We start from the raw sequence: 25,794 nt of genomic DNA, 5'->3' as shown, positions 1-25,794 counted from the left end.
ATGCACACCCCACAGGTCTCTTGGCGGTTTCCGCCAGGGCGGGGGAGGAGCCAGGCGGGGGAAGTGTGGCGGGGCGCGCAGCGGTGCGGCTACAGCCAGTCGCGTCTCTTGAAGACGATGTAGAGCACGACCGACGAGCCGATGACGAGGGACACCGAGGCGATGAGGCCCTCGACCTCGTTGTGGCCGGGGAAGTCGACGTTCATGCCGAAGAAGCCGGTGATGGCGGTCGGCACGGCGATGATCGCAGCCCAGCCCGTGACCTTCTTCATGATCTCGTTCATCTTGTTGCCCTGCAGGGCGATGCTCGTCTCGATGGCCGTCGAGATGTGATCCGCGAGCGTCTCGGACCAGTCGGCGGCGAGCGCCGCATGGTCGCCGACGTCGGCGAAGTACGGGTGCAGCTCTGGCGCCACCTTCTCCTCTCCCTGGTGGATGAGGAGCGTGATCACCTCTTTCAGGGGGAGCGTCGCGTGGCGGAGCTTCGAGACGCTCCGCCGCAGCGTGAACGCGCGTCGCTGCACCTCGCTCGTGTCGGGCCGCTCGCTGAAGAGCCCGTCGCTGAGGGCCTCGATGACCTCGTCGAGCCGTTCGACGGAGTCGGTGTGGTTGTCGACGATGACGTCGAGGAGCGCCCAGACGAGCCAGGGGACCCGGTACGCGGAGAGCTCCTCGTTCTCGTCGAGGCGCTTCGCGACGGATTCGATGGGGAAGCCGGCTTCGTGCACGGTGATGAGGATGCCCGGCAGGATGAACGCCGTCAGTCGGGAGATCGTGACGTCTCCCTGCTCGTCGCAGTCGGAGCTCGACAGCGTGAGCAGCAGGTGGGAGTCGAAACGCGCGAGACGGGGACGCTCGAGGTGGGACCTCGCATCTTCGACGGCGAGCTGGTGCAGGTCGAGGAGCGAGGCCAGCTCGTCCAGGGCGCCTTCTTCGTCGAGCGTGAGGTCGACCCAGACCGTGCAGTCCCCGGATGCGCGGTGCTCGGCGAGATTCGTGAGCGAGTGCTCGCCGCCGACCCGGTGTCCGTCGCGGTAGAGCCTCGTGGTCTGCATGCGGCTTATCGTACGACCGCTCTGGCGGGTGGTCGCCCGTAGCTGAGCCTCCGGATCGCCCATTCCGCGGGCCCCGGCTTGCCCATCCGCTCGAGGAGGACGGCACCGAGGAGCGTTGCGAGCCAGGTGCCGGTGCCGATGAGGAGCGCACCACCGGTGCCCACGGTGGCGCCGAGCCCCATCGACCAGGCCGGCATGATCGCGAGGAAGATGACCGACTGTGCGAGGTAGCCGGACATGGAGCGACGTCCGAGGGCGGTGAGCGCCCCGATCATCGGGCCGGGGCGGGAGCCGGAGCGCTGCGTGCCCGCGACGATGAGTGCGAAGAGCGCGGCGTAGCCGGCACCGGCCAGGATGCCGGTGGCCGCATGCAGTGAGCCTGCGAGGAACCAGACGGGGCCCGGCTCGAACCCGAGCGCCAGGCCGAAGGCGAAGGGGAGGCCCCCGAGGATGGCGGCCGAGACGCCACCGATCGCGATGCTGCGGACCGCGCGAGCGTGCTGCCACGGGCGCTCGAGCAGCTGGCTCCGGGCCATGAGCAGGCCCAGCATCATGGGCGGGAGCACGCCGAGGACGGTGAACGGCGCGAATGCGAGGAGCGGAAGGAACTCACCGGCTCGCGCGAGCTGAGCGTCGAGGAGCGTCGCGCTCACGGCGGAGGGCATCATCGGATCGGCCGCGCTGCCCACCGCGGCGAGCCCGGACGCCGCCGCGCCGTCACCGCTGCCGAAGGCCACGGCGAGCGGGGCCGTGATGCCGAAGACCAGCCAGAGCACCCAGTTCGGCGACCTCATCAGCAGGATGAGCACGAACCCGGCGAGCGCGTACGTGTGCATGATGTCGCCCATGAAGAGGAGCAGTCCGTGCAGTGCCCCGAAGACGAAGAGCCACGCGTTGCGCCGCACGAGCAGCCGCCTGACGACGGGCCACGCTGTGCCGAGCGCTTCCTCACGCGTCACGAGCTGGTGTAAGCCGTAGGCGAACAGCAACGAGAACAGCGGGAAACTCCGGTTGTCGATGAACAGCGCGCCGAGGACATCGGCGACCCGGTCGCCGAGTCCGGCATCCACCGGACGGAACAGGATGCCCTGGTCCCTGCCATACAGATACACGGTGAGGTTCGCGATCGCGATGAACAGCAGAGCGAAACCACGCGCGGCATCGGGCGCCAGCGCACGCGCTCCCGTCGCCGTCGGCCGGGGTCCAGGCGGAGAATCATGCATGCACTCACGCTATCGAGCGAGGCATTCGGCACACACGCAGACAACTGCCAGGTAAAATCGATTCGTCCACACCGCTGCATGAGCTCCAGGAGGCCGAATGATCGCGTTCCTGGCTATCTTCCTCGGCGCGAGCATCCTCATCCCAGTGCTCCACAGGTGGCTACGGAACGTGACGTTCCTCGCCGCCGCCATCCGCCGCCGCCTTCGTCTGGACTGCGCTGCTCGGTCCGCGCATCCTGAGCGGTGAGGTGCTCGTCGAGAGCGTCCCCTGGATCCCGCAGATCGACGTCGCCATCGCCATGCGCATGGACGTGCTGGCGTGGATCATGACGCTCATCGTCACCGGCATCGGCGCGCTCGTGCTCATCTACTGCGGCCGCTACTTCAAGCCAGACGAGCCCGACCTCGGGCGCTTCGCCGCGGTGCTGCTGGCGTTCGCGGGCGTCATGTTCGGTCTCGTCCTCGCCGACGACATCTACCTCCTCTTCATCTTCTGGGAGGCGACGAGCGTGCTCTCGTTCCTCCTCATCGGCCACTACTCGTCGAAGCGCGCGAGCCGCGGTGCCGCCATGCAGGCGCTGCTCGTCACGACGCTCGGCGGCCTGGCCATGCTCGTCGGCCTCGTCATGCTGCACGCCTCGACCGGCACGACGCTGCTCTCCGAGATCATCGCCAACCCGCCCGAGTTCGACGGCTTCACGATCACGGCCGTGATGCTCGTGCTCTCGGGCGCCGTCACGAAGTCGGCGCTCGCTCCGTTCCACTTCTGGCTGCCTGCGGCGATGGCCGCTCCCACACCGGTGAGTGCGTATCTGCACGCCGCGGCCATGGTGAAGGCCGGCATCTACCTCATCGCCCGCCTCGCGCCCGGCTTCGCCGAGATGCCGGGGTGGCGAGAGGTGCTCGTCACGATCGGCATCGCGACGATGCTCATCGGCGGGTGGCGCTCGCTGCGCCAGCACGACCTGAAGCTGATCCTCGCCTACGGCACCGTCAGCCAGCTCGGCTTCATGACCATCGTCGTCGCCTTCGGCACGCGGGACGCGGCGCTCGCGGGCCTAGCCATGGTCATCGCGCACGCCTGCTTCAAGGCCGCGCTCTTCCTCATCGTCGGCATGATCGACCACCGCACGGGTACCCGCGACATCCGCAAGCTGTCGGGGCTCGCGAAGGCGGCGCCCGTCCTGTTCTGGATGACGGCGCTGGCGATCGCGGCCATGGCCGGCGTGCCCCCGATGTTCACGTTCGTCGCCAAGGAGGCGATCCTCACGGCGCTCCTCGAGGCGGGCGAGGCCGGGAGCGTGTGGGGGTGGATCGCGCTCATCGGCGTCATCATCGGCACCGTGTTCACGGTCGCCTACTCGGCCCGGTTCCTCTATGGGGCCTTCGCGTCGAAGCCGGACGTCGAGCGGGTGCGCTACGTGCCCGAGCACCTCGACTTCATGTTCTCCCCGCTCATCCTCGTCGCCGCCTCGCTCGGCTTGGGCTTCGCGTCCGGTCTCGTCGACCCGGTGCTCGCGATGTACGCGGACACGCTGCCGGAGCTGCCCGGCGTCAAGCCGTACCACCTGGCGCTCTGGCACGGGTTGGAGCCGGCGCTCTTCATCACGATCGGCACGTTCATCGTCGGTGGCCTGCTCTTCGTCTGGCGCGCCGGGGTAGCCCGCGCGCAGGCGAAAGTGCCTCCGCTCATCGAGTCGTCTCGCGGCTACTGGACCACGATGCGCGTCGTGGATGTCATCGCGGCGCGCACGACGGCGACGACCCAGCGCGGCTCGCTTCCCTTCTACCTCGCATCGATCTTCATCATGTTCGTCGTGGCGTCCGTGTTCACGCTCGTCACCATGGACACGCCCGTCCCGGCCTTCGAGACCGAGATCCGCTGGCAGGAGATCGCGATCATCCTGATCATGATCCTCGCGGCGTTCTTCGTGACCACCTCGGAGAAGCGGTTCCAGGGCGTCATCCTCGTGGGCGTCACGGGCTACGGCATGGCCGGGCTCTTCGCGCTCTCAGGCGCACCGGACCTGGCGATCACGCAGGCCCTCATCGAGACGATCACGCTCGTCGTCTTCGTGCTCGTGCTGCGCAGGCTCCCTGCCCGCCACGGCAAGGCGCTCAAGAACCCGCCGTCGTGGCTCAGGTGGCTCATCGGCGGATCCGTCGGACTCGTCCTCGCCATCGTCGCGTGGATCTCCCTCGCCTCCCGCCAGGCGATCCCAGACTCCGTGTTCTTCCCGGAGTTCGCCTACAAGGGCGGCCACGGCTCCAACATCGTCAACGTCACGCTCGTCGACATCCGCGGATGGGACACCATGGGTGAGCTCTCCGTGCTCATCGCGGCCGCTACGGGTGTTGCGAGCCTCGTCTACCTCAACAACCGGGGTCGCTCGCGGGTCGACGCGGCGCGCGGGCCGCGGTTCCGCCGCGCATCACGCCCCGTCACCGAACCCATCGACCTCGCCGCCGTGAGCGCGGCCGGGCAGAAGCTCGGCCGGGCCGACAAGCTGCAGGGGGAGCGCCGCAAGGTCTGGCTCATCGCCGGCAAGTCGCTCGCCCCGAGCAACCGCTCGATCATCCTCGAGGTGGTCGTGCGGCTCGTGTTCCACGCGCTGCTCATCGCCTCGCTCTTCCTGCTCTTCACCGGCCACAACACCCCGGGCGGCGGCTTCGCCGGCGGTGCGGTCGCGAGCCTCGCCCTTGCTGCGCGCTATCTCGCGGGTGGCCGGGCCGAGCTCGACGAGGCCGTCAAGGTGGATGCGGGCCGTCTCCTCGGCATCGGCTTCCTGCTCGCGACGCTCACGGCTCTCGTGCCGATCTTCTTCGGCCAGGCGCCGTTCACCTCATCCTGGATCGATCAGGACATCCCGGGGGTGGGACAGTTCGTCTTCGTCACCTCCACCGTGTTCGACATCGGCGTCTACCTCATCGTCATCGCGCTGGTGATCGACATCCTGCGCTCGCTCGGTTCGGAGATCGACCTGCAGATCGAACAGGATGCGTCTCCCGACTCGGACTCGGCCGCTGAGCACGACGGTCTGCAGGGCGAGGGAGGCGAGCCCGGTGAGACGGGCTACAACACCGGGGCGCTTGCCCGTGTCAACGAAGAGGTCGAGGCAGATCAGAGCGACATCGAACCCGTCGGATCCGAGGAGGTGACCCGCTCATGACCCTGTCCCTCGTGCTGCTCGTCGGCATGGCCGTGCTGTACGCATGCGGCGTGTACCTGCTCCTCGAGCGCAGCCTGACGCGGATGCTCCTCGGGATCCTGCTCGTCGGCAACGCCACGAACATCCTCATCTTCTTCATGTCGGGCAGTTTCGGGCTCGCCCCGATCTACGACGCCGACATCGCGCCGGAGGACTACTCCGACCCGATCCCGCAGGCGTTCATCCTCACCGCCATCGTCATCACCTTCGGCGTGACCGCGTTCATGCTCGCCCTCATCTACCGCTCGTGGAGACTCGCGCAGGCGGACACGGTGAGCGACGACGAAGAGGACATCGCGATGCGCACCGCGGACCTCTCGCAGGACGACGAGGAGTTCGACGAGGACGAGTCCGGGGACACGGAGTTCGGCGAGTACGCGGAAGCGGCGGTCTCGACTGCCCGCATCAACATGGGCGATGGGCCGAAACCAGGGTCGGGCAAGGACAGCTTCGCCGACGTATCCGTGAAGGCCACAGAGCCGAGCAACCGGCACGAGGAGCTCGAGGAGTTCCGGGCGGGTGAGCAGGATGCGGACGCCGAGCAGGGCTCGCAGCCTGCCGGAGCTCGCGAGGTCGGCCTCGACTCGGGTTCCGATGACCACACCGAACCGCACGACGACACCGCAGGAGAGGGGGAGCGCTCATGACCTGGCTCGTTCCCCTCATCGTGCTCGTGCCGCTCATCGGCGCGGCCCTGGCGCTGACCGCCGCCCGCGCGGCGCGCCTCCAGATCTTCATCGCCCAGGCGACGCTCGTGCTCGCGCTCGGCGTCAGCATCGGATTGCTCGTCGCGGTCACCACATCTGGGGAGGCGCTGGTCGTCCAGGGTGGCGGATGGCTCGCGCCGTTCGGCATCTCGCTCGTCGTCGACCAGCTGTCGGCGATGCTCGTCGTCGTCACGAGCATCGTGCTGCTCGCGGTCATGGCCTTCTCGATCGGCCAGGGCGCGGCGGACGGCGACGACGAGACGCCGGTCTCGATCTTCTACCCGACCTACCTCGTGCTCTCCGCGGGCGTCTACAACGCCTTCATCGCTGGCGACCTCTTCAACATGTACGTGGGCTTCGAGATCCTGCTCGTGTCGAGCTTCGTGCTCATCACGCTCGGCGGAACGACGGAGCGCATCAAGGCCGGCGTCACCTACATCGTCGTGAGCCTGGTCTCGTCGTTCATCTTCCTGGGCTCCATCGCCCTCATCTACGGTGCGGTCGGCACGGTGAACTTCGCGGAGATCGCGGTTCGCATGGCCGAGCTCCCGCAGGACGTGCAGCTCATGCTGCACATGCCGCTCCTCATCGCCTTCGCCATCAAGGCGGCGCTGTTCCCCCTGTCGTTCTGGCTGCCGGACTCGTACCCGTCAGCGCCAGCGCCGGTCACGGCTGTCTTCGCGGGCCTGCTGACGAAGGTCGGCGTGTACGCGATCCTGCGGACGGAGACGCTGCTCTTCTGGGACAACGACATCTCCGTGCTGCTGATGGTGATCGCCCTGCTCACGATGATCGTCGGCATCCTCGGCGCGGTGGCCCAGGCCGGCATCCGACGAATGCTGTCGTTCACGCTCGTCAGCCACATCGGCTACATGATCTTCGGCGTCGCCCTCGGCACCGAGCTCGGCTACGCCGCGACGGTGTTCTACATCGTCCATCACATCATCGTGCAGACCGCGCTGTTCCTCGTGACGGGGCTCATCGAGCGCATCGCGGGCTCCTCGTCGCTGACCCACCTGGGCGGGATGCTCAAGCGGGCGCCGTTCGTGGCCGTGCTGTTCTTCATCCCCATGCTCAACCTCGGCGGCATCCCGCCGTTCTCGGGCTTCATCGGGAAGCTCGGCCTCTTCACGGCGGGCGCGGCACAGGGCAGCGTGCTCAGCTACGTGCTCATCGGGGCCGGCGCCGTCACCAGCCTCCTCACCCTGTACGCGCTGATCCGCGTCTGGAACCTGGGCTTCTGGCGCACGCAGGAGCAGGTCGTCGACTTCTCCTCGCCGATGACGGAGCGCATCTCCGACACCCCGGAGTCGGCCGTCGTCACCGAGACGAAGTCGTCGTCGCGGCTCATGACGATCGCGACGACCACCATGGTCGCCGTGAGCGTCGCCATCACGATCTTCGCCGGCCCCATCTACGAGTGGTCCGAGACGGCCGCGTTCGATCTGTTCCCGGCTGAGTACATCAGCTCGGTCTCCAACGGGGAGGTGCTCAAGCCATGAAGGTGAAAGACGGCAGCGCCCGCAAGCCCAGGCGCCATGCCATCCTCGTCCAGCTGCCGCTGCTGCTCGCGCTCGTCGCGTTCTGGCTGGTGCTGTGGGGCCACGTCGACGTCATCAGCGTCGTCACCGGGATCATCTTCTCGGTCATCATCGTCGAGGTCTTCTACCTGCCGGCCGTCGACCTCTCCGGCCGCATCAACCTGTGGTGGACGCTCGTCTTCTTCGTGAAGTTCATGTACCGGCTGGTCAGCGCGTCGTTCATCGTCGCGTGGCTGGCGTTCCGGCCAGCGAAGCCGCCGCTCGGCTCCGTCGTCTCGGTGCAGCTGCGCACGCGCAGCGACTTCATCCTCACGCTGACGGCCGAGGTCAACATGCTCATCCCCGGCTCGATGGTCGTCGAAGTCGACCGGATGCACTCCGTGCTCTACCTGCACGTGCTGGACGCCTCGACCGACGAGTCCGTCGAATCGGTCAAGGCGCTCGCGCTCGACGTGGAGGAGGGGCTCGCGCTCGCGCTCGGGACCCGCGACGACCTCTGGCGGGTCAACCGCGACCGCGTGCGTCGTGGGCTCGAGCCCATCGGCCAGTCGCCTGCGCAGAAGAAGCACGAGGCGATCCGCGACAAGCAGTTCGCGCACGACACGCCCGTCGTCGTCAAGGGCTCATCCGCCGGCGCATCAGCAGCGAAGGAGGGACGCAAGTGATGGTCATCGACGTCCTCGTCTGGATCTTCGGAGCGATGTTCGCCGTCGCGGCGCTCCTCGCAGTGATCCGCATCATCCGCGGTCCGTCCATCGTCGACCGCATGGTCGCCTCCGACGCGCTCCTCACGATCCTCATCTGCGTGCTCGTCGCCGACATGATCATCCGCGGACACACCGACACGATCCCGCTCGTGCTTGCCCTCGCCATGACCGCGTTCATCGCCTCGGTCGCCGTCGCCAGGCACGTCACCCGACAGGAGGCGAACGCTAATGAGCGCTTCTGACGCTCTGCTCGCCTCCGGTGGGCTGCTCGTGGAGAACGCCCCGGTGGACGCGCTCGACGTCGTCTCCCTCGTCTGCCTCGGGCTGGGAGCCATCCTGTCCCTCGCCGCCGGGGTGGGCCTCATGCGCTTCTCCGACGTGCTCATGCGGATGCACGCGCAGACGAAGCCGCAGATCGCGGGCCTCATGTTCCTGCTCATCGGCCTCGCCGTGCAGCAGACGCACCTGCCCACGATCCTGTTCCTCATCCCGATCATGTTCTTCCAGATGCTCACGACCCCGGCCGGCGCGACGATGCTCGCCCGAGCCGGATACCGCAGCCGGCAGTTCGACAACGTGTCGCTGCACGTCGACGAGCTCGCCGCGGCGGTCGAGAGCGCCCAGCGCCGAACCGACGACGAGCTGACGCGCGCGCAGGCCGTGCGGACCGGGGAACCGGAGAAGGAGCCGGCACCCGAGCACGAGGGTCTCGGGCACGGCGAGAAGTAGGCGCTCCCGGCGGCGCGGGGCGACCTTCTCCGCGGCGTAGAATGGCGGGCATGCCTGAGCCAGAAGTCGACATCAAGCCACGCAGTCGGGTCGTCACCGACGGCATCGAAGCCACCACCTCGCGGGGCATGCTCCGCGCGGTCGGCATGGGCGACGAAGACTGGGACAAGCCGCAGATCGGCATCGCGTCCTCGTGGAACGAGATCACGCCGTGCAACCTCTCCCTCGACCGCCTTGCCCAGGGCGCCAAAGAAGGCGTCCACTCGGGCGGCGGCTACCCGCTGCAGTTCGGCACAGTGTCCGTCTCGGACGGCATCTCCATGGGCCACGAGGGCATGCACTTCTCCCTCGTCTCGCGTGAGGTCATCGCCGACTCGGTCGAGACGGTGGTCATGGCGGAGCGCCTCGACGGCACCGTGCTGCTCGCGGGATGCGACAAGTCCATCCCCGGCATGCTCATGGCCTCCGCCCGTCTGAACCTCTCGAGCGTCTTCCTGTACGCCGGATCCATCGCGCCCGGCTGGGTCAAGCTCTCGGACGGCACCGAGAAGGACATCACGATCATCGACTCCTTCGAGGCAGTCGGCGCGTGCAAGGCCGGCAAGATGTCCGAGGCCGACCTGAAGCGCATCGAGTGCGCGTTCGCCCCGGGCGAGGGAGCCTGCGGCGGCATGTACACGGCGAACACGATGGCGTCCGTCGCCGAGGCGCTCGGCCTCAGCCTGCCTGGATCGGCCGCTCCGGCGTCCGCCGACCGGCGCCGCGACGCGTTCGCGCACCGCTCGGGCGAGGCCGTCGTCAACCTGCTGCGCCAGGGCATCACGACTGGCGACATCCTCACGAAGGAAGCGTTCGAGAACGCCATCGCGCTCGCGATGGCGCTGGGCGGCTCGACCAACGTCGTGCTCCACCTCCTCGCGATCGCTCGCGAGGCCCAGGTCGACGTCACCCTGCACGACTTCAACCGCATCGGCGACAAGGTTCCGCACATCGCCGACATGAAGCCGTTCGGCAAGTACGTCATGAACGACGTCGACCGCCACGGCGGCATCCCCGTCGTCATGAAGGCGCTCCTCGACGAGGGCCTCATGCACGGCGACGCGCTCACCGTCACGGGCAAGACGCTCGCCGAGAACCTCCGCGACCTCAACCCGGACCCGGTCGACGGCGACGTCGTGCACACGATCGACAACCCCATCCACGCGACGGGCGGCATCACGGTGCTGCACGGCTCGCTGGCACCCGAGGGTGCCGTCGTGAAGACGGCCGGCTTCGACGCCGACGTCTTCGAGGGGCCGGCCCGCGTGTTCGAGCGCGAGCGCGGCGCGATGGATGCCCTCACGAACGGGGAGATCGAAGCGGGCGACGTCATCGTCATCCGCTACGAAGGTCCGAAGGGCGGACCAGGCATGCGCGAGATGCTCGCCATCACGGCGGCCATCAAGGGCGCGGGTCTCGGCAAGGATGTACTACTCTTGACGGACGGACGATTCTCAGGCGGCACAACCGGCCTGTGCATCGGCCACATTGCACCGGAAGCGGTCGACCAAGGTCCCATCGCTTTCGTCCGCAGTGGAGATCTGATTCGGGTCGACATCGCGGCTCGCTCGATCGACCTACTCGTCGACGAAGCCGAGCTCGCCTCCCGCCGAGAAGGCTGGGAACCGCTCCCTCCGAAGTTCACGCGCGGCGTGCTTGCGAAATACTCGAAGCTCGTCCGCAGCGCGTCCGAGGGCGCGACCACGGGCTAGCCCTCAGAGTCTCGACTCTGATCCAGAGTCTCGACTCTGATCCAGGGCTGCGCCTCATCGACTGCGCTCGAGCCATCGAGCACGAAGAAGAACGGATCTCATGACGCAGGAAACTGCCGCCCGCATCGCCGCGGCGTCATCACCCTCCGCTGGGCACGAGCCCGAGATGCTGACCGGAGCCCAGGCTGTCGTCCGCACCCTCGAGAACCTCGGGGTCACGGACGTCTTCGGGCTGCCGGGTGGCGCCATCATCGAGGTATACGACCCGCTGCTCGACAGCACCAAGCTCCGCCACATCCTTGTTCGCCACGAACAGGGTGCTGGGCACGCGGCCGAGGGGTACGCATCGGCGAGCGGCAGGACCGGCGTGTGCATCGCGACGAGCGGGCCCGGCGCGACGAACCTCGTGACCGCGATCGCCGACGCCTACATGGACTCGGTGCCGCTGCTGGCCATCACCGGCCAGGTGTTCTCGCACCTCATGGGCACGGACGCCTTCCAGGAGGCCGACATCATCGGCATCACGATGCCCGTGACGAAGCACAGCATCCTGGTTCGCACGCCAGAGGAGATCCCCGCGGCCATCGCCGCCGCCTACCACATCGCCTCGACCGGTCGTCCGGGACCCGTGCTCGTCGACATCACGAAGGACGCGCAGCAGAAGAAGGCGCCGTACGTCTGGCCCGTGAAGCTCGACCTGCCCGGCTACCGTCCGGTGCTCAAGGCGCACGGCAAGCAGATCCTCGCCGCGGCGCAGCTCATCGCGCAGGCCAAGAAGCCCGTCTTCTACCTGGGTGGCGGCATCGTCCGCTCGGGTGCTTCCGCGGAGGTGCAGCGACTCGTCGAGAAGACCGGGGCGCCAGCCGTCACGACCCTCATGGCCCGCGGCGCGTTCCCCGACTCGCACCCGCAGATGCTCGGCATGCCGGGCATGCACGGCACCGTGCCCGCTGTGCTCTCGCTGCAGGAAGCGGACCTGCTCATCACCATCGGCGCCCGCTTCGACGACCGCGTGACCGGCAAGGCGGCGCTCTTCGCGCCGAACGCGAAGGTCATCCACGTCGACATCGACCCCGCCGAGATCTCGAAGATCCGCACCGCCGACGTGCCGATCGTCGGCGACGCCCGCGAGGTCGCCATCGACCTCCTCGCCGCCGTCACCGACCATGCGCCCGCCGACACGGAACGCCTCGACGAGTGGTGGACCTACCTCGACGGCCTCAAGGCCGAGTTCCCGCTCGGGTACACCGACCCGAGCGACGGACTCCTCTCGCCGCAGCGCATCATCCAGCGCATCAGCGAGCTCACGGGGCCGGAAGCGATCTACGCGGCAGGCGTCGGACAGCACCAGATGTGGGCAGCGCAGTTCGTCAAGTACGAGCGCCCCAACGCGTGGCTCAACTCCGGCGGCGCCGGCACCATGGGGTACGCCATCCCGGCGGCCATGGGCGCCAAGGTCGCCGAGCCGCACCGCACGGTGTGGGCCATCGACGGCGACGGATGCTTCCAGATGACGAACCAGGAACTCGCGACCTGCGCCATCAACGACATCCCCATCAAGGTCGCCATCATCAACAACTCGTCGCTCGGCATGGTGCGGCAGTGGCAGACCCTCTTCTACGACGGCCGCCACTCGAACACCGACCTGAACACGGGGCACGAGACGGTCCGCATCCCGGACTTCGTGAAGCTCGCCGACGCCTACGGGGCGCTCGGCATCCGCGTCACGAAGGAAGAGGAGATCGACGCCGCCATCAAGCTCGCGCTCGAGACCAACGACCGCAGCGTCGTCATCGACTTCGTCGTGAGCGCAGACGCCATGGTGTGGCCGATGGTGCCGCAGGGCGTCTCGAACAGCTTCGTCCAGTACGCCAAAGAACACAGCCCGACCTTCGAGGGGGAGTAGACCATGTCGAAGCACGTCCTTTCCCTCCTCGTGGAGGACAAGCCAGGCCTGCTGACACGCGTCGCCGGGCTGTTCGCCCGCCGAGGCTTCAACATCGAATCGCTCGCCGTCGGCGCGAGCGAGGTCGACGGGCTCTCCCGCATCACGGTCGTCGTCGATGTCGAGGAATTCCCGCTCGAGCAGGTGACGAAGCAGCTCAACAAGCTCATCAACGTCATCAAGATCGTCGAGCTCGAATACGACGCGTCCGTCCAGCGCGAGCACCTGCTCGTCAAGGTCAAAGTCGACTCCGCGACCCGCTCGCAGGTCATCGAAGCGGTCAACCTCTTCCGGGCCCGCGTCGTCGACGTGGCAACGGACGCGCTGGTCATCGAGACCACGGGCGACACCGGGAAGGTGCAGGCCTTCCTGCGCGTCCTCGAGCCGTACGGGATCCGCGAGATCGTCCAGTCCGGCCTCGTCGCCGTCGGCCGCGGATCGAAGTCGATGACCGAGCGGGTCTCACGCTGAGCCACCGGCCAGCGCTCACCTGCCCTGTGCCGACCGGCACTGAAGAACCCACACGCCAAACGCCAACAACCAAGGAGCACACACGTGGCTGAAATCCTCTACGACACCGACGCCGACCTGAGCATCATCCAGGGCAAGAAGGTAGCCGTCGTCGGCTACGGATCGCAGGGCCACGCCCACGCGCAGAACCTCCGCGACTCCGGTGTCGAGGTCAAGATCGGCCTCAAGGACGGCTCGAAGTCCGCCCCCAAGGCACAGGAAGACGGCTTCGAGGTCCTGAACGTCGCCGACGCGGCCGAGTGGGCCGACGTCATCATGATCCTCGCGCCGGACCAGCACCAGCGCTCGATCTACACGGACAGCGTCAAGGACAAGCTCACCGCAGGCAAGACCCTCGCCTTCGCGCACGGCTTCAACATCCGCTTCGGCTACATCGACGCTCCCGAGGGCGTCGACGTCATTCTCGTCGCCCCGAAGGCCCCCGGCCACACGGTGCGCCGCGAGTTCGTCGCAGGCCGCGGCATCCCGGACATCATCGCCGTCGAGAACGACGCATCCGGCACCGCATGGGCAACCGCCCTCTCGTACGCGGCCGCCATCGGTGGAACGCGTGCCGGCGTCATCAAGACGACCTTCACGGAAGAGACCGAGACCGACCTCTTCGGCGAGCAGGCTGTGCTCTGCGGTGGCACGTCGCAGCTCATCCAGTACGGCTTCGAGACGCTCACCGAGGCTGGCTACCAGCCCGAGATCGCCTACTTCGAGGTGCTCCACGAGCTCAAGCTCATCGTCGACCTCATCTGGGAGGGCGGCATCGCCAAGCAGCGCTGGTCGGTCTCCGACACGGCCGAGTTCGGCGACTACGTGTCCGGCCCCCGCGTCATCGACCCGAGCGTCAAGGCCAACATGCAGGCCGTGCTCGCCGACATCCAGTCTGGCGCGTTCGCGAAGCGCTTCATCGACGACCAGGACAACGGCGGCGTCGAATTCGCCGAGTTCCGCAAGAAGGGCGAGTCGCACCCCATCGAGAAGACCGGCCAGGAGCTGCGCAAGCTCTTCGCCTGGAAGCAGACCGACAGCGACTACGTCGACGGACAGGTCGCGCGCTAAGCGTCACTCCCGTCTGCAGTCCTGAACTGCGTTGGGCCGGCCCGAGCATCCGCTCGCGGCCGGCCCTTCCTCGTCAGCGATCGCTCAGTGTTACGGCGACGTGAGGCGAAAGCGCGCCTCGCGATAGGATCGCTTCGGCCTGCGCCCGCAGACTCCCTGTCTCCACTGGAGGATTCTTCACGTGTCAAAGCCCGTCGTTCTGCTTGCCGAGCAGCTTTCCCCCGCAACCGTGGATGCGCTCGGTCCCGACTTCGAAGTCCGCCAGGTCGACGGCACCGATCGTCCCGCGCTCCTCGAAGCACTCGCCGAGGCCAACGCGATCCTCGTGCGCAGCGCGACCCAGGTCGACGCCGAGGCGATCGCCGCGGCCCCGAACCTGAAGATCATCGCCCGCGCCGGCGTCGGCCTCGACAACGTCGACACGCCCGCCGCCACGAAGGCCGGCGTCATGGTCGTCAACGCGCCCACCTCGAACATCACCTCGGCAGCCGAGCTCGCGGTCGGCCACATCATCTCGCTCGCCCGCCACATCCCGAACGCCAACGCGTCGATGAAGGCAGGGGACTGGAAGCGCTCGAAGTACACGGGCGTCGAGCTGTTCGAGAAGACCATCGGCATCGTGGGCCTCGGCCGCATCGGCACGCTCGTCGTCGACCGCCTCAAGGGCTTCGGCGTCAACCTCGTCGCCTACGACCCCTACGTGACGCCCGCCCGCGCCTCGCAGCTGGGCGTGCAGCTCCTCACCCTCGAAGAGCTCATGGCGCAGTCCGACTTCATCACCATCCACATCCCGCGAACGCCCGAGACCACCGGTCTCATCGGCGAGGCCCAGTTCGCGCTCGCCAAGCCCGAACTGCGCATCGTCAACTGCTCGCGCGGCGGCATCATCGACGAGAACGCGCTCCGCGACGCCCTCGAGTCCGGCACGATCGCGGGGGCAGCGCTCGACGTGTTCGTCACCGAGCCGCCATCGAACCGCGACCTCCTCGACCAGCCGAACCTGCAGCTCACACCGCACCTCGGCGCATCCACCGATGAAGCCCAGGAGAAGGCCGGCGTCTCCGTCGCGCGCTCCGTGCGCCTCGCCCTCGCCGGTGAGCTCGTGCCGGACGCGGTCAACGTCGCTGGCGGCATCATCGACGAGTACGTGCGCCCCGGCATCCCGCTCATGGAGAAGCTCGGTCAGTTCCTCCAGGGCCTCATCGGGGCCTCTCCCGTCGCCCTCGACATCGAGGTGCACGGCGAGCTCGCCCGCTACGAGGTGAAGGCGCTGCGCCTCGCCGCGCTCAAGGGGTTCTTCACGAACATCGTCACCGAGCAGGTCTCCTACGTGAACGCGCCGCTCCTGGCGGAGGAGCGCGGCCTCGACGTGCGCATGAACGTCGACGAGGACAGCGACGAGTACCGCAACGTGCTCACGCTGCGCGCGACGCTCAGCGACGGCAAGACGGTCTCCGTCTCCGGAACCCTCACTGGCCCGAAGCAGATCGAGAAGCTCGTCGGCATCAACGGCTACAGCATCGAGGTGCCCCTCGCCGCGCACCACCTCGTCATGGTCTACAGCGACCGCCCCGGCGTCGTCGCCGTCTACGGTGCCGCGCTCGGCGAGGCAGGCGTCAACATCGCCGGCATGCAGATCGCCCGCGACGAAGAGGGCGGCCAGGCCCTCTCCGTGCTGACGATCGACGAGCCGGCCAGCGACGAGCTGCTCGCGCACCTGCGCGACGCGATCGGCGCCTCCGAGCTGCACGAGATCGACATCGTCGAGAGCTAGACGCCCCGCGTCACCCACACAAGCGCTGCCTGCGTTCCCAACCCCGCGAGAGATCGCCGCGGTTGGGAACGCAGGCAGCGTTGTTCTTTGGGCCCGGAATGGGGGTGCTCGTCGCGACTTATTTGGGGCAAAACACGCATTGTCCTGTGGGATCAGGCTGGTGTCCAGGGCTCGAACTTTCGAATGATGGTCCGCTGACCACCCGAGTGCCACGCTAGCCACATGGACCGGACAGCACGGCACCCGATCAGGAGCGTCCACTCGACCGGGGGCGGCAGGCCATGACCACGTTCCTCCACGCGCTCCGCGCGGAAGCAATCAAGTTCATCTCACTGCGTTCGTCGCGGGTCGCGAGTCTCGCAACCGTCGCGGTCGTGATCGGTGTCGCCTACGGCGTCACCGCGCTGACGCACCAGGCGATGCTCTCGGGGGATGTCACCGCTGCCGGCGGACTCGAATCTCAGCCGGCGTTCCTCGTGGTGCTGCACTACGGACAGATCGGGGCGGTCTTCCTGGGGGCGAGTGTCTTCGCGCAGGAGCGCGACAACGGTGTCGTCGCCTCCTCGCTGCTCGCCGTCCCCGACCGGCGCAGCTTCTTCCTCGCGAAGGCCCTCTCCGCGCTCGCGTTCGGCGTCGCGGTCGCCCTTCCCGCCGTCCTGGGAAGCTATGCCGCACGCTGCGCTGTCCTCGACTGCCGCGCGGTCGGCAGCCTGACGAGCCTTCCCGGTGGAGACCTCCGCCTGCTCGCGGGGTACATCATCTACTGGTCGCTCATCAGCCTGCTCTCATTCCTGATCTCGTCGGCGTTCCGCAGCGGCATCGTCGGGCTCACCGCCATGCTGGCGCTCACGCTCGCCATCTCGCCGTACCTGCTCGAGTTCACCTCGGCCGCCAGGTTCCTGCCCGACCAGGCGGGCGCTCAACTGCTCCTCCAGGACGCTCCGCTTGCCGGGGACCTGGGGCCGATGCTCGGGCTTCTCGTGCTGCTGAGCTGGATCGGCGTCTTCGCCGTCACTGGATTTCTCTCGGTCCGCTCCTGGGCCGTCAACCACGCAGAAAAGGGGGGTGGGTTCATGATCGAAGTCGAGAACCTGACAAAGATCTACGGGAAGCGGACTGCCATCGAGTCCGTGACCTTCGAAGCCAGAGCAGGCAGGGTGACGGGGCTGCTCGGCCCGAACGGAGCGGGCAAGTCGACGACGATGCGCATCCTGCTCGGCCTCGACCGAGCGACGTCCGGGCGCGCGTCGGTGCTCGGCTCCGAGTACCGAAGCCTGCGGCGTCCCCTGACCCGCGTCGGCGCGCAGTTCGACGGGTCGGGTGCCCATCGCGGACGCACGGCGAGAGCGCACCTCCGATGGATGGCGACGAGCAACGGGATCTCGCCCACGCGCATCCCGGAGACGCTGCGACTCGTCGGGCTGTCGGACGTCGCTGACCGCCGCGTCGGGACCTTCTCTCTGGGCATGGGGCAGCGTCTGGGCATCGCGGCCGCGCTCCTCGGGGACCCGGAGGTCGTGATCCTTGACGAGCCAATGAACGGGCTCGACCCGGAGGGCATTCGCTGGATACGGGATCTTGCGCGCTCGCTGGCGGGTTCCGGCCGCACGGTGCTCATCTCGTCGCACCTCATGGGGGAGATGCAGTCCATGGCTGACGACCTCGTCGTGATGGCGCGCGGAACGGTCATCAGGGCGGGGGCGGCAACGAGCCTGGTCGCGGAGCACGACAGCCTCGAGCACGCGTACTTCGCCTGGACGCAGGGTCGCGCCGAGCATGTTGCGGGTGATGCCGCGTGAAGATGGCGCTGGCGTCAGAGTCCTGGAAGCTCTTCACTCTCAGAGCGGTCCTCATCACGCTGGCCGTGAGCTTCGTCGTGCCGGTCCTGATGGCCGCAGTCACCGCCCCCTCCGTTGGCGAGGGACTGCGCGTCGACGACCCGATGCTCGCCGCCGGGACGACGCCGGAGGTCGTCGGCCTCGAATGGATCGCGCTCGGGCAGATCGGGGTCATCATCGTGGGGGTGCTCGCGGGAAGCGGTGAGTTCTCCGGCGGACAGATCCAGACCTCGCTCGTCGCGGTGCCGAACCGGTTCAGGCTCGTCCTCGCGAAGGTCTCGGTCCTCGCCGTCACCGTGACGTTGCTCGGAGCGGTGACGATCCCGCTGCTCAGCATCTGCAGTCAGCTCGGTCTCGGATCGCTCAGTGTGCTCAGCGACGGCGTGCCCGTCTCGCTCCTGGTGCGCTGGCTGGGCGGAGTCGTCTACTGGACTGGTATCGCGCTGATCGGGTTCAGCTTCGCGGTCCTGGTCCGCCAGGCTCTGGTGCCGTTGCTCGTGCTCATCGCGGTCTCGCAGCTCTCGCTTGTCCTGGTCTTCCTGACGCCGTGGGCGAAGTTCCTGCCCACGATCGCCGGCGCGCAGCTGTTCGATGCTGCCGCCGTGACCGCAGCGAACCCGGCGGCAGCGCTCGACCCTGGGAGCGCCTACGCGGTGTTCCTCCTCGCGGTCGTGGCACTGGTCTGCTGCGCAGCCGTCGCGATCTGTCGACGGGATGTCCGCGCATGACCCTCTTGCGGGATGGATGCGGGTCGGCGGGTCTTTGCGAGGCTGTCCTGGCGCATCCATCACGCAAGTTGGACAGCGCGCCGCTGGTGTGAGGGGCGGGACGTGTGGCTGATCAGTGCCCGAGGTTCGCCTTGAGCACGGAGATGGCGACGCCGATCAGGGCGAGGCCGACGCCGGCGGCGAAGGTGCGGAACGAGGGCCGCTCGCCGCGGATGCGCTGCACCGTGAAGCCCATCGCAGCGAGCCGCACGATGATCACGATCTCCGCGACGAGCTGCGCCGTCTCGCCGTCGATGACGCCGAGTGCGGCCACTCCGAGGATCGCGGCCGGGATGGACGCAGCCGAGGCGATCGGCACCGCATCCCGCAGCTCGTGCAGGAACTCGATGTGCGCCGTGCGCTCGCGACGGTCGCCGACCTCGGCCCTCGTGGAGTGGCCCACCGCGTCGGCGATGAGGTGCGCGAGGAGCGTCGTGCCCCCGGTCGCGAGGACCACGATCGCACCTTCACCGGGATTCTCGCCCGCGTGCACGAGCCCGAGGAGCGTCGCGAGGATGATGATGTTGCCGTACACGTAGGCCGTGAGGCGGCTGGCGGCGCGCGCACGCGGCAGATCGTCCTTGCGGCGCAGGATCGCGGTGGTCATGACGACAGACGCTAGCCCGGCTGCGGCCTAAACTGGGGGAGCCGCGACCGCCGTCGGCAGGAAAGGACGCCTCGTGTCGGAACGTGCAGCGCCAGAGAAGCTCGACATCGCCGTCATCGCGGGCGACGGGATCGGCCCGGAGGTCACCGCCGAGGCGCAGCGCGCGCTTCGGGCTGCGCTGCCGGCAGGCGTCGAGCTCACGCTCACGGAGTACCCGTTCGGCGCGGCCCGCTACCTCGAGACCGGCGAGATCATCTCAGACGCGGAGCTGCACGCGCTCGCGCAGCACGACGGCATCCTCCTCGGCGCCGTCGGCGGCGACCCCGCCGACGAGCGACTGGCCGGGGGCATCATCGAGCGTGGCCTGCTCCTCAAGCTGCGCTTCGCGTTCGACCACTACATCAACCTGCGCCCTGGCGCGATCTCGCCCGGCGTGAAGACCCCGCTGAGCGACCCCGGCGAGGTCGATTTCGTCGTCGTGCGGGAGGGCACCGAGGGGCCGTATGTCGGCAACGGCGGCGTCGTCCGCGTCGGCACCCCGCAGGAGATCGCGACCGAGGTCTCCGTGAACACGGCCTACGGCGTCGAGCGCACCGTGCGGTACGCGTTCGAGAAGGCCAAGTCCCGCCCCCGCAAGCACCTCACGCTCGTGCACAAGAAGAACGTGCTCGTCAACGCCGGCGTGCTCTGGCAGCGCGTCGTCGACCGGGTCTCCGCCGACTACCCTGACGTCGCCGTCGAGTACCTGCACGTCGACGCTGCTACGATTTTCTTCGTCACGAACCCATCGCGATTCGACGTGATCGTCACCGATAACCTGTTCGGCGACATCGTGACCGACCTTGCCGCAGCCATCACCGGCGGCATCGGGCTGGCGGCCTCGGGCAACATCAATCCCGAAGGCGAATTCCCCAGCATGTTCGAGCCAGTCCACGGCTCGGCACCAGACATCGCGGGCCTCGGCAAAGCCGACCCGACGGCGGCGATCCTCTCCGTCGTTCTGCTGCTCGAGCACTTCGGACTCATCGACGCAGCCGCAGCCCTCGACGCAGCCTGCCGCGCCGACCTCGCGTCGCGAGGCGGGGCATCCAGGAGCACGTCCGAGATCGGCGACGCCATCATCTCCCGACTGACCGCGCAAGGAACCAACGCATGAGCGACACCAGCAGCACCCAGCCAGGCACGACGACGCAGGCCGCACGCACCGCGAGCGCGTCCCTCGAGTTCGCGGTCGAGCGAAACCCGGCTCCCGCATCCGCCGAGGTGCGGGAGGCGGTGCTCGCCGACCCCGGGTTCGGCAAGCACTTCACCGACCACATGGTGATCATCGACTGGACGGTCGCCGACGGCTGGCACGACGCCCGCGTCGTGCCGTACGGCCCGCTGCAGGTCGACCCATCCTCGGCGGTGTTCCACTACGGCCAGGAGATCTTCGAGGGCCTCAAGGCGTACCGCCACGGCGGGGGAGAGGTCTTCGGGTTCCGGCCAGAGCGCAACGCGCAGCGCCTGCAGAACTCGGCGAAGCGGCTCGCGCTGCCGGAGCTGCCCGAGGAGCTCTTCCTCGAATCGGTGCGCCAGCTCGTGCAGATCGACGAGCAGTGGGTTCCGGCGGCCGGCGAGGGCAAGACCCTCTACCTGCGCCCGTTCATGATCGCGTTCGAGAACTTCCTCGGCGTGCGTGCGGCGCAGACGGTGCGCTACATGGTCATCGCCTGCCCGGCTGGCTCGTACTTCTCCGACCCCACGCGCCCCGTCGACATCTGGCTCTCGCAGGAGTACTCGCGCGCGGGTGCCGGCGGCACGGGTGCGGCGAAGTGCGGCGGAAACTACGCGTCGTCGCTGCTCCCGCAGGAGGAGGCGTACGCGAACGGATGCGAGCAGGTGCTGTTCCTCGACTCCTCCGAGAACAGGTACCTCGAGGAGCTCGGCGGCATGAACATCGTGCTCATCAAGTCCGACGGCACGATCCTGACCCCGCTGAGCGACTCCATCCTCCCCGGCATCACACGCGACAGCGTGCTGGAGCTGTGCGAGCGGGCCGGTCGCAGAATCGAGCACCGGCGCATCACGATCGACGAGTGGCGCGAGGGCGTCGCCGACGGGTCGATCGTCGAGGCCTTCGCGTGCGGCACCGCGGCCGTCATCTCGCCGATCGGCAGGGTCAAGTCGCCCGATTTCACGATCGAGAACCCGGCGCTCACGGAGGACTCGGTGAGCATGCGCATCCGCGCCGAGCTGACGGGTATCCAGAACGGCGAGCTGCCCGACCTCATGGGCTGGACGCAGCGACTGGCGTAGCTGCGGCATTCGCATGGTCTACGGGTGGGCTGCCCGCAAGGGCGCCGAGTATCAGGAGCGGGCCATGGCTGCGCCGTCGAGGCGCGGCTTCGTGCTGCTGGCGGTCCTCGAATTCGTCCTGGCGATCGCGTTCGCGGTGTTCCTCGCGCTCGCCGAGTTCTGGCTGGGACCCGTCGTGCTCGTGGTCGCCGCCCTCGCCGGGTGGGCGACCACGAGGTACCTCGTGCACGTCCCGGCCTGGCTGCGGCGGGTGGTCGTGATCGTGGCGGTGCTCGGGATGTTGGCGCTCGGCGTGTTCGCGAGTCCGGTCGCCGCGATGGGGCTGGTCGCGCTCTTCGCATACTCCGGCGGCTGGTTCCTGACGTTCGCCGTGGCACCGTCGCGCGCGGTCCGCTGGCGAGAGGTGACGCAGCGCCGCCGCTAGCTCTTGTAGTGCAGGGCCATGTAGGAGCCGCGGAGCAGCTGCACCTCCAGCACGAGCTGACGGAAGGTCCACGCGCGAGGCGGACGGCACGTGATGAGCGACATGGGGCCGTCCCGCAGGTCGAGCAGTTCGACGCCCTCGACCTTGAGCGCGGTCTCGGGGCGGGCGCGCGCGAGCAGGCCCCGCACGCCGTCCTCGTCCATGTCGGCGTCTCGGGGTGCGTCGAACTCGAACGTGAGCTCGTGGATGTCGACGAACAGCGAGTCGGTGTCGTCGAGCTCGTCGCGGCGGCCGTCCTCGCGCTGCTCCTCGCGATACACGTAGCCGAGCACGTCGTCACCGGCGGGCATCGTCACGATGAGGCCAGCGGGTGGCCGCAGCTGCGGGCGCAGGGAGCGGCAGACGTGCGCGAAGGCGAGGTCCTCCACCTCCAGGACGTCGACGGTGACGTCGACGGCGTCGTCTCGTTCGATCTCGACGCCGTTCGGGAGGGTCACGGAGGTGCGCATGCGCCAAGTCTGGCAGAGCGGACGGCCCGCAGGGTCCGCTCGCGCAGCTCAGTCGCGCATCCCGCCGCTCGGGCTGAGGCGCCTGGCCGCGCCCGCGAGCCACAGCTGCACGCCCTCGGCCATGACGCGGGGGTCGAGGCCCGTGATGCTCGCGATCTGGTCGAGTCGGTAGCGCACGGTATTGCGATGCGTGCCGAGCTCCTCCGCGACCTGCGCGATCTGGCCGGAGTGCGCGAAATACGCGTCGAGGGTCGCGAGGAGAGTGGAGCTGTGCTCGGTGTCGTGCGTCTCGAGCGGTCCGAGCACCTCAGCGGCCAGCTCGAGCACGGGCACGTCGCGGCTCGCGAGGAGCAGCGACGAGATGGAGAGGCGGGCCGACGTGGCGACGTCCACGTCCTGCGGGGCGTTCCGCAGCGCATCCCGGGCCTCGAAGTAGCTCCAGCGCAGCGCGAGCGACGTCGGGTAGAGGTCGCCGATGCCCACTCGTGCCGCGATGCCCGCCGACCGTGCGAGGCCGATGAGCGCCTCAGCCGCCGCGGGCATTCGGGTCCGCTCGGGCGCGATCACGACGAGGCGGCCATCGAACACCGCGGAGACCGACGACTGCAGCTCGGCGGGCAACGGGAGCGCGGTGAGTTCTGCCGTGCGCCGATCGTCGGTCTCGGCGACGAGCACGCGCGCGGCCTGCCCCGTCGCGACGCCGAGCGCGGTCAGCCGCCGCTCGGCGTCCTCGACCGCGAACTTCCCCTGCACGAGGTCGTGCAGCACGAGACCCGACGCGTCGCGGGCCGCCCGCACGCGGCGCGCGTCCTGCATGAGCTGCAGGCTCAGGAGGGAGCGCGCGTAGTTCACGAGCCCCTCGTTGACACGCGGGCTCGTGATGTGGAGCGTCGCGCCGGCCGACTGTCCCGTGGAGATGGGGAGCGCGTCCCAGCCGCTCACGGCCTCATCCTGCACGTCAAGGCTGCCCGCCAGGAGCTCGCCGAGACGCGTCACGGCGACGTGCGATCTCGTGAGCCGCCCGAGGCGCGCGGCGAGCCCGGCGACGCCGCCATCGGAGAGCAGCGCGGTGACGAGCTGCTGCTGCTGCCGATGCTCGCCCTCGAGGCGCGAGTGCTGCGCGTCGGTGCTCGCCTGGGTGACGACCTTGGTGAGGGCCGCGAACGGCGTCTCGTAGGCCACCTCGAACAGGGGGAGTCCGGCCTGCTCGGCCGCGGCGACGAGGGCTTCCGGCACGTTCTCGTGCGTGAAGCCGGTGCCGACGCCGAGCGCCACGGTGTCGGCCGCGACGAGCGAGTCCACGAACGAGCGGTACGCGCGCGTGCCGCGCAGGCGCATCCCCGTCGTCAGCACCAGCTGGCCTCCCGTGAGGAACGGCTGCGGGTTGAGCAGCTCGGTCGTCGCGACCCACTCGATGCCCGTCCGTCTCGTCCCGGGGGCTCCGGTGAGCAGGGTCAGGCCGAGGGAGCGGTCCGCGAGAAGCGTGTCGACGGTGGCAAGCATGCCCCGATTGTAGGCACGCCTAGACGGATGCACAGCCGCGGTAGGACGGGTCGTGCGCGTGCCCATTCGTCGCTGAGGGGAGAACCGCGTAGCCTTCAAGCCATACCAAGAGGTCGAACCCCGAGGAAGGGAAGCATCGTGACGGAGTTCCGCATTGCCCAGGAGCGCAAGCTCGAAGGCGCCATTCCAGGCCCCAAGTCGCAGGCCCTGACGGCGCGTCGTGAGGCGAGCGTCTCCGCGTCGCTCGTCCCCGCAGTCCCCGTGTACGCGGCTGACGTCGATGGCGCCATCATCCGCGACGTCGACGGCAACCAGTTCGTCGACTTCGGCGCGGGCATCGCCGTCACCAACGTCGGCGCCTCGCACCCCCGCGTCGTCGCGGCCGTGCAGGAAGCCGCGTCGCACTTCACGCACACCGCCTTCGGCATCACCCCGTACGAGGGCTACGTCGCCGTCGCCGAGAAGCTCATCGAGATCACGCCGGGCGGCCACGCCAAGAAGGCCGTGCTCCTCAACTCCGGCGCCGAAGCGGTCGAGAACGCGGTCAAGATCGCCCGCCACTCGACCGGCCGCAACGCCGTCATCGCGTTCGACCACTCGTTCCACGGCCGCACGAACCTCACGATGGCCCTCACCGCGAAGAACATCCCGTACAAGGACGGCTTCGGACCCTTCGCGCCAGAGGTCTACCGCGCACCCATGAGCTACCCGTACCGTGACGGCCTGACCGGCGCCGAGGCGGCAGCCCGCACGATCGACGTCATCGAGAAGCAGGTCGGCGGCAACAACGTCGCGGCCATCATCATCGAGCCCATCCAGGGCGAAGGTGGCTTCATCGTCCCCGCCGAGGGCTTCCTCCCCGCGCTCGTCGAGTGGGCGAAGGCCAACGGCGTCGTCTTCATCGCCGACGAGGTGCAGGCCGGCATGTGCCGCACCGGCGCCTGGTTCGCGTCCGAGCACGAGGAGATCGTGCCCGACCTCGTCACGATCGCGAAGGGCGTCGCGGGCGGCATGCCGCTCTCGGCCGTCGTCGGCCGCGCCGAGATCATGGACAGCGTGCACGTCGGCGGACTCGGCGGCACCTACACGGGCAACCCCGTCGCCACTGCCGCCGCGCTCGCCACGATCAGCATCATGGAGGACGAGCAGCTCGCTGCCCGCGCCCTCGAGATCGAGACCATCGTCAAGACGCGCTTCGAGGCGCTCAGCGCCGAGCTCGGCGAGAACACGATCATCGGCGAGGTCCGCGGACGCGGCGCCATGCTGGCGTTCGAGTTCGTCGAGGCCGGCACGGCGACGACCACGAAGAAGCCGCACCCGGCGGCCGTGAAGGCGATCGTCGCCGACGCGCTCAGCCAGGGCGTCGTGCTCCTCTCGTGCGGCACCTACGGCAACGTCGTGCGCCTCCTCCCGCCGCTCACCATCACGGACGAGCTGCTGAACGACGGCCTCGACGTGCTCGAAGCCGCCATCCGCGCGCAGGCGTAGCCCGCTCGCGCCCGCCACGGGCGCGCATCAGACCGCCGGGAAGCCCCGGCACCAGAATCTCGACGCCCCGGCACATTCCGCGCCGCCGGGGCGTCGAGGTGTCTCCGCGGGCATCCGCGCCGCGCCCGCCCCCGCGCT

23 protein-coding genes are annotated in these 25,794 nt (G+C 68.6%); 18 read left to right on the top strand and 5 right to left on the bottom strand.

The genetic code is table 11. The features are described 5' to 3' along the window. Window positions 1-89: 89 nt before the first annotated feature. Both ACQFZP_RS07050 and ACQFZP_RS07045 read right to left on the bottom strand, forming a co-directional pair. Complete coding sequence (locus ACQFZP_RS07050) at window positions 90-1,055, bottom strand: magnesium transporter CorA family protein (protein WP_211890800.1); 966 nt, start codon at window positions 1,053-1,055, stop codon at window positions 90-92. A gap of 5 nt (window positions 1,056-1,060) precedes the next feature. Next, complete coding sequence (locus ACQFZP_RS07045; RefSeq protein ID WP_211890799.1) at window positions 1,061-2,278, bottom strand: DUF418 domain-containing protein; 1,218 nt, start codon at window positions 2,276-2,278, stop codon at window positions 1,061-1,063. 97 nt (window positions 2,279-2,375) lie between these two features. On the opposite strand from ACQFZP_RS07045, the gene ACQFZP_RS07040 reads away from it, so the two are divergent. The 14 genes from ACQFZP_RS07040 (at window position 2,376) to ACQFZP_RS06975 (ending at window position 18,788) form a co-directional block, all read left to right on the top strand. After that, the gene (locus ACQFZP_RS07040) at window positions 2,376-2,525 is read left to right on the top strand and encodes a hypothetical protein (protein WP_249312253.1); all 150 of its coding nucleotides are present in this window, start codon (window positions 2,376-2,378) and stop codon (window positions 2,523-2,525) included. A 1-nt stretch (window position 2,526) separates the two neighbouring features. Continuing rightward, window positions 2,527-5,448, top strand: coding sequence for a Na+/H+ antiporter subunit A (locus ACQFZP_RS07035; protein WP_307852780.1), 2,922 nt, complete (start codon window positions 2,527-2,529; stop codon window positions 5,446-5,448). Then, on the top strand, window positions 5,445-6,134 hold the full coding sequence (locus tag ACQFZP_RS07030; RefSeq protein WP_104311090.1) for a Na(+)/H(+) antiporter subunit C: 690 nt from the start codon (window positions 5,445-5,447) through the stop codon (window positions 6,132-6,134). The genes ACQFZP_RS07035 and ACQFZP_RS07030 overlap by 4 nt, the downstream gene beginning before the upstream one ends. Next, window positions 6,131-7,696, top strand: coding sequence for a Na+/H+ antiporter subunit D (locus ACQFZP_RS07025; RefSeq protein WP_104252348.1), 1,566 nt, complete (start codon window positions 6,131-6,133; stop codon window positions 7,694-7,696). Before ACQFZP_RS07030 ends, ACQFZP_RS07025 begins: the two co-directional genes overlap by 4 nt. Continuing rightward, a complete protein-coding gene (locus tag ACQFZP_RS07020; RefSeq protein ID WP_179557220.1) occupies window positions 7,693-8,400 on the top strand; it encodes a Na+/H+ antiporter subunit E in 708 nt (235 codons plus the stop codon). Before ACQFZP_RS07025 ends, ACQFZP_RS07020 begins: the two co-directional genes overlap by 4 nt. Then, complete coding sequence (locus ACQFZP_RS07015) at window positions 8,400-8,684, top strand: monovalent cation/H+ antiporter complex subunit F (RefSeq protein ID WP_211891490.1); 285 nt, start codon at window positions 8,400-8,402, stop codon at window positions 8,682-8,684. Before ACQFZP_RS07020 ends, ACQFZP_RS07015 begins: the two co-directional genes overlap by 1 nt. Further along, window positions 8,671-9,171, top strand: a complete 501-nt coding sequence (gene mnhG / locus ACQFZP_RS07010) for a monovalent cation/H(+) antiporter subunit G (RefSeq protein WP_104311094.1) — start codon at window positions 8,671-8,673, stop codon at window positions 9,169-9,171. The genes ACQFZP_RS07015 and mnhG overlap by 14 nt, the downstream gene beginning before the upstream one ends. 50 nt (window positions 9,172-9,221) lie before the next feature. Then, complete coding sequence (gene ilvD / locus ACQFZP_RS07005) at window positions 9,222-10,922, top strand: dihydroxy-acid dehydratase (protein WP_104311095.1); 1,701 nt, start codon at window positions 9,222-9,224, stop codon at window positions 10,920-10,922. A gap of 100 nt (window positions 10,923-11,022) precedes the next feature. Continuing rightward, the gene (locus ACQFZP_RS07000; protein ID WP_211890798.1) at window positions 11,023-12,828 is read left to right on the top strand and encodes an acetolactate synthase large subunit; all 1,806 of its coding nucleotides are present in this window, start codon (window positions 11,023-11,025) and stop codon (window positions 12,826-12,828) included. Between the two features lie 3 nt (window positions 12,829-12,831). Further along, window positions 12,832-13,338, top strand: a complete 507-nt coding sequence (ilvN, locus tag ACQFZP_RS06995) for an acetolactate synthase small subunit (RefSeq protein WP_104252353.1) — start codon at window positions 12,832-12,834, stop codon at window positions 13,336-13,338. A gap of 84 nt (window positions 13,339-13,422) precedes the next feature. Continuing rightward, window positions 13,423-14,448: a ketol-acid reductoisomerase gene (gene ilvC / locus ACQFZP_RS06990; protein WP_104311097.1), complete on the top strand. Its 1,026-nt coding sequence runs from the start codon at window positions 13,423-13,425 to the stop codon at window positions 14,446-14,448. A 181-nt stretch (window positions 14,449-14,629) separates the two neighbouring features. Then, window positions 14,630-16,222, top strand: coding sequence for a phosphoglycerate dehydrogenase (serA, locus tag ACQFZP_RS06985; RefSeq protein WP_104311098.1), 1,593 nt, complete (start codon window positions 14,630-14,632; stop codon window positions 16,220-16,222). Between the two features lie 281 nt (window positions 16,223-16,503). Next, window positions 16,504-18,021, top strand: coding sequence for an ATP-binding cassette domain-containing protein (locus tag ACQFZP_RS06980; protein WP_249312252.1), 1,518 nt, complete (start codon window positions 16,504-16,506; stop codon window positions 18,019-18,021). Then, the gene (locus tag ACQFZP_RS06975; RefSeq protein WP_211890797.1) at window positions 18,018-18,788 is read left to right on the top strand and encodes a hypothetical protein; all 771 of its coding nucleotides are present in this window, start codon (window positions 18,018-18,020) and stop codon (window positions 18,786-18,788) included. The genes ACQFZP_RS06980 and ACQFZP_RS06975 overlap by 4 nt, the downstream gene beginning before the upstream one ends. Window positions 18,789-18,900: 112 nt before the next feature. On the opposite strand, the gene ACQFZP_RS06970 is transcribed toward ACQFZP_RS06975, so the two are convergent. Next, entirely contained in the window at window positions 18,901-19,434 is a 534-nt protein-coding gene (locus tag ACQFZP_RS06970) for a hypothetical protein (protein ID WP_179557226.1), read from the bottom strand. A gap of 73 nt (window positions 19,435-19,507) precedes the next feature. Between ACQFZP_RS06970 and ACQFZP_RS06965 the strand changes: the two genes are divergently transcribed. The 3 genes from ACQFZP_RS06965 to ACQFZP_RS06955 all read left to right on the top strand — a co-directional run bounded on the left by ACQFZP_RS06965 (window position 19,508) and on the right by ACQFZP_RS06955 (window position 22,156). Beyond that, entirely contained in the window at window positions 19,508-20,590 is a 1,083-nt protein-coding gene (locus tag ACQFZP_RS06965; protein WP_211890796.1) for a 3-isopropylmalate dehydrogenase, read from the top strand. Beyond that, the gene (locus tag ACQFZP_RS06960; protein WP_211890795.1) at window positions 20,587-21,732 is read left to right on the top strand and encodes a branched-chain amino acid aminotransferase; all 1,146 of its coding nucleotides are present in this window, start codon (window positions 20,587-20,589) and stop codon (window positions 21,730-21,732) included. Before ACQFZP_RS06965 ends, ACQFZP_RS06960 begins: the two co-directional genes overlap by 4 nt. Before the next feature lie 64 nt (window positions 21,733-21,796). Then, window positions 21,797-22,156: a hypothetical protein gene (locus ACQFZP_RS06955; protein WP_104311105.1), complete on the top strand. Its 360-nt coding sequence runs from the start codon at window positions 21,797-21,799 to the stop codon at window positions 22,154-22,156. Here ACQFZP_RS06955 and ACQFZP_RS06950 read toward each other — a convergent pair. Together ACQFZP_RS06950 and ACQFZP_RS06945 are read right to left on the bottom strand one after the other, a co-directional pair. Further along, entirely contained in the window at window positions 22,153-22,665 is a 513-nt protein-coding gene (locus ACQFZP_RS06950) for a hypothetical protein (RefSeq protein WP_179557229.1), read from the bottom strand. The two genes, ACQFZP_RS06955 and ACQFZP_RS06950, sit on opposite strands and share 4 nt — an antisense overlap. 48 nt (window positions 22,666-22,713) lie before the next feature. Continuing rightward, window positions 22,714-24,168, bottom strand: coding sequence for a PucR family transcriptional regulator (locus ACQFZP_RS06945; protein ID WP_211890794.1), 1,455 nt, complete (start codon window positions 24,166-24,168; stop codon window positions 22,714-22,716). Between the two features lie 138 nt (window positions 24,169-24,306). Between ACQFZP_RS06945 and gabT the strand changes: the two genes are divergently transcribed. After that, window positions 24,307-25,656 (top strand): 4-aminobutyrate--2-oxoglutarate transaminase, encoded by a 1,350-nt coding sequence (gabT, locus tag ACQFZP_RS06940; protein ID WP_307852779.1) that lies wholly within the window; start codon window positions 24,307-24,309, stop codon window positions 25,654-25,656. Window positions 25,657-25,794: the final 138 nt, after the last annotated feature.

The sequence above is a fragment of the Pseudoclavibacter sp. Marseille-Q434 genome (assembly GCF_050315415.1).
Taxonomy (GTDB): domain Bacteria; phylum Actinomycetota; class Actinomycetes; order Actinomycetales; family Microbacteriaceae; genus Pseudoclavibacter.
This window is presented reverse-complemented; position numbering and strand designations above follow the sequence as displayed.